This is a genomic window from Rhizobacter sp. P1_G5 (assembly GCF_056405435.1).
Genome location: NZ_JBFUCB010000570.1, coordinates 1 through 3,970, shown reverse-complemented (window position 1 = coordinate 3,970; position 3,970 = coordinate 1). Strand labels below are relative to the sequence as shown.

Genomic DNA, 3,970 nt, shown 5'->3' with positions numbered 1-3,970 from the left:
GGCTGGCGCAATGCCTGCGACATCACCGTCTACCAGATGGGCTGGCGGCTCGGCGGCAAGGGCGCGAGCGGGCGCAATGCCGCGCTCGGCCAGCGCATCGAGGAACACGGGCTGCACATCTGGTTCGGCTTCTACGCCAACGCCTTCAAGACCATCCAGCGCGCCTACGAGCTGCTCGACCGCCCCGAAGGCGCGCCGCTGCGCACCTGGCGTGACGCCTTCAAGCCGCAGCAATTCATCACGCTGACCGAGCGTGTGAAAGGTGACTGGAAGCTGTGGCCGATCGAGACCCCGGCGATGCCCGGCGAGCCCGGCCAGGGCGACGAGACGCTGGACCTGTGGCAGATCGTGCAGGTCGGCTACGAGTGGATCAAGCAGTGGCTGGGCGAGCTGAAGGATGCCGAGGCGCATGGCGAGCTCGGCCCGGCGCATCGTGCGATCCCTGCCGACGTCCTGGCCAACCTCCCTGTGGGCAGCTGGCTGCACCGGCTCGCCGCGCACGTCGAGGACGACGTGCTGTCGCTGTGCAGCGATGTCGGCGTCGCGTTCGCCGCGCTGCAGCGCTTCAGCGCCGACCTGCCGGCCGCGCTGCGCGACCACGACCCCGGCCACCACCTGCTGCAGTCGAGCGCGCTGAAATGCGTGCGCACCTGGCTGCATGCGCGCTTCAACGGCCTGCTGGCCGACAGCGGCATCGCCGACGACCTGCGCCGCCTCTACATCTGCGCCGACCTGGGCCTGACCAGCATCATCGGCATGATCGAGGACGAGGTGCTGACGAAGGGCTTCGACGTGATCAACGGCGAGGACTTCCAGGCCTGGCTGACGCGCCACGGCGCGAACCCGCAGGTGACGGTGCGCTCGGCGCCGGTGGTCGGCTTCTACGACCTGGTGTTCGCCTACGAGGACGGCAACTTCGACAAGCCGGACATCGAGGCCGGCACGATGCTGCGCGGCATGCTGCGCGTGGCCTTCGACTACCACGGCGCGATCATGTGGAAGATGCAGGCCGGCATGGGCGACGTGGTGTTCACGCCGTTCTACCAGCTGCTGAAGGAACGCGGCGTGAAGTTCGAGTTCTTCCACAAGGTCGACGAGCTGGTGCCCGATGCCGCCGGCAAGAAGGTTGCCGAGATCCGCATGACGCGCCAGGCGGCGCTCGCCGACCCGGCGCAGGCCTACGCTCCGCTGGTCGACGTGAACGGCCTGGCCTGCTGGCCGAGCGCGCCGCGCTTCGAGYAGCTCGACGCCGCGCAGGTCGCGCTGATGCGCCGCCACGGCATCAACCTCGAATCGAACTGGAGCGACTGGCCCGAGGTGTATGCCGCCGCGTTCGGGCAGCCGCTGCCGACGCGCACGCTGAAGCTCGGCGAGGATTTCGACCAGGTGGTCTTCGGCATTTCGGCCGCATCGGTCGCGCAACTGTGCCCGCAGCTCGTCGCGCGCAGCCCGGCGCTGGCCGCGTCGTGCGAGCACGTGAAGGCAGTCGCGACCCAGGCCTACCAGGTGTGGCTGAACCGCGACCTGCACGAGCTCGGCTGGACGCTGACGGGCCCCGACGGCCAGCAGCCGGTGCTCAGTTCGTTCAGCGAGCCCTTCGACACCTGGGCGCCGATGGACCAGTTGCTGTGCCGCGAAGCGTGGCCGCCGGCGATCGCGCCGAAGAACGTCTCGTACTTCTGCAGCGCGTTGCCGCTCGCGAGCTACCCGCCGTACAGCGACCACGCGTTCCCGAAGCGCATGGCCGAGCAGGTCAAGCAAGGGGCGATCGAGCAGCTGCAGCGGCGCATCGGCACGCTGTGGCCGAAGGCCGTGACGGCGGAGGGCTTCCGCTGGCCGCTGCTGGTCGACCCGTCCGGCGCCGTCGGGCCGGCACGCTTCGACAGCCAGTACTGGCGCGCCAACGTCGATCCGTCGGAGCGCTACGTGCTGTCGGTGGTCGGCAGCAGCCGCTACCGCCTGGCGACCGACGGCACCGGCTTCTCGAACCTGTTCGTCACCGGCGACTGGATCCGCACCGGGCTGAACGCCGGCTGCGTCGAGGCGGCGACGATGGCCGGCATGCAGACCGCGCGCGCGATCTGCGGCCATCCGGCGGTGATCGTCGGCGAGCGGGACGTTTAAGAACGCTTCAGGGCCGCGGCTGATGCTTGTTGTTACAGTCGACCCCTTCATGAGAAGCCCGTCCCGCCACGCACCGCACGCCCGCAGCCTGCGATCGTGCCTGTCTGCCTGGATCGCGGGGCTGCTGTGGCTGATGGCCGGCAGCGTGCTCGCGCAGACGGCGGTGTCGCCGACCGAGCCGGTGGAGCTGACCCGCAGCGGCCAGTTCTACCTCGCCGAGGCGAACGAGGAGCCGCCCGACGTCGACCGGCTGGCCGACTGGCTCGCGCGCAAGACGCCGGTGGACCATGTGTCGCTGCTCGGCGGGCGCTACTGGTTCCATGCGACGGTGCGCAACGACTCGCCGGCAACGCAGTGGGTGATCGACCCGCATGCGAGCCTGATGGAGCACGTCGGCGGATGGATCTACGTCGGCGGCCAGCCGCCGCAGACCTTCGTGACCGGCTACCACGCCGACACGCCCTACATGCTGCACTACGGCAGCGACATCACGCTGCCGCGCGGCAGCTCGGCGCACGTGCTGCTGCGCATCGACAGCCGCTACTTCGCGCGGCTGCCCGGCATCGACATCCAGACCAAGGCCGAGTACCGCCGCACCGTGATCTCGGAGAACGTGCTGGCGCTGTTCGCGCTCGGCGCGCTGCTGACGCTCGCGCTCTACAACCTCTTCATGTTCCTCGGCACGCGCGACAAGGCGCTGCTGTACTACGCGCTGTACCTGGTGGCGGCCACGGCCGGCTGGGGGCTGACCTTCCACATCCCGGCGCAGTGGCTGGGCTGGCACGGGCTGCAGTGGCACTACCTGCCGTTCTTCCTGATGGTGGTGTTCAACACCCTCTTCTACATCGAGTTCCTGCAGCTGCGAGAAGCCAACCCGCGGCTCGCGTGGGCGGGCCATGCCAACCTGGTGCTGGCGCTGGTGCTGCTGCCGAGCTGCTTCATCGCGGTGTCATGGGCGCACACGCTGGCGACGATCGTGATCTCGATCTCGCTGACGCTCGCGCTCATCGCCGGGCTCGTGCGGCTGTGGTCGGGCTACCTGCCGGCACGCTACTTCCTCGCGGCCTTCCTCGCGCTGCTGCTGCCGGCGCTGGTGATCCTGCCGGCCAACCTCGGCCTGAGCCAGGACATGGTGCGCAACCCGGAGCTGATCACGCTGCTGGGCAGCACCGCCGACGCGATCCTGCTGGCCTTCGCGCTGGCCGACAAGATCCGGCTGCTCGCGCTCGAGAAGGACGGCTACATGGTGCAGCTGCACCGCGCGCTCGACCAGGCCAGCACCGATTCGCTGACCGGCATCGGCAACCGCCATGCGTTCGACCGCACGCTGTCGAAGCTGACGGCCGCCGACTCGTCGGCCGGGCTGATGCTGGTGATGATCGACCTCGACGGCCTGAAGCGCATCAACGACGAGCGCGGCCATGCGCACGGCGATGCGCTGCTGTGCGAGTTCTCGCGCCAGCTGCAGACGCTGCGCGACCGCGACATGACGGTGTTCCGGCTCGGCGGCGACGAGTTCGCGGTGCTCGGCGACATGCGCCATGAAGACGAGACGCGACACGACATGCGCCGCTTCGAGGAGCGGCTGCACGCCGCCGGCTTCGAGGGCTGCGGCATCAGCTTCGGCATCGCGTTCGGCTCGGAGATCACGTCCAGCAGCCAGCTGCTGATCCATGCCGACGCGCGCATGTACCGCCACAAGTCGACCAAGCGCGACGCCCCGGGCGGCGCCGCGCAGCCCTTCAATCCTCGCCGCGCTTGAGCTTCATGCGCTCGCGTGCCAGCCGGCCGCGCGCCTTCCACTGCGACAGCTGCTGGTGCCGCTCGAGCACGGTCAGCGTGTCGC

Annotated in this window: 2 protein-coding genes; both read left to right on the top strand. The window is 69.4% G+C overall.

The features are described from left to right. Positions 1 to 2,124, top strand: a 2,124-nt coding sequence (locus AC1D12_RS27120) for an acetoacetate decarboxylase (RefSeq protein ID WP_477844127.1), incomplete at its 5' end; no start/stop codon positions are given. 49 nt (positions 2,125 to 2,173) lie between these two features. Next, on the top strand, positions 2,174 to 3,886 hold the full coding sequence (locus AC1D12_RS27115; RefSeq protein ID WP_477844125.1) for a GGDEF domain-containing protein: 1,713 nt from the start codon (positions 2,174 to 2,176) through the stop codon (positions 3,884 to 3,886). The last annotated feature ends 84 nt before the right edge of the window (positions 3,887 to 3,970 follow it).

Coding starts and splice junctions, on each gene's coding strand:
- AC1D12_RS27115 (WP_477844125.1), top strand. CDS start 2,174: ATGAGAAGCCCGTCCCGCCACGCACCGCACGCCCGCAGCCTGCGATCG.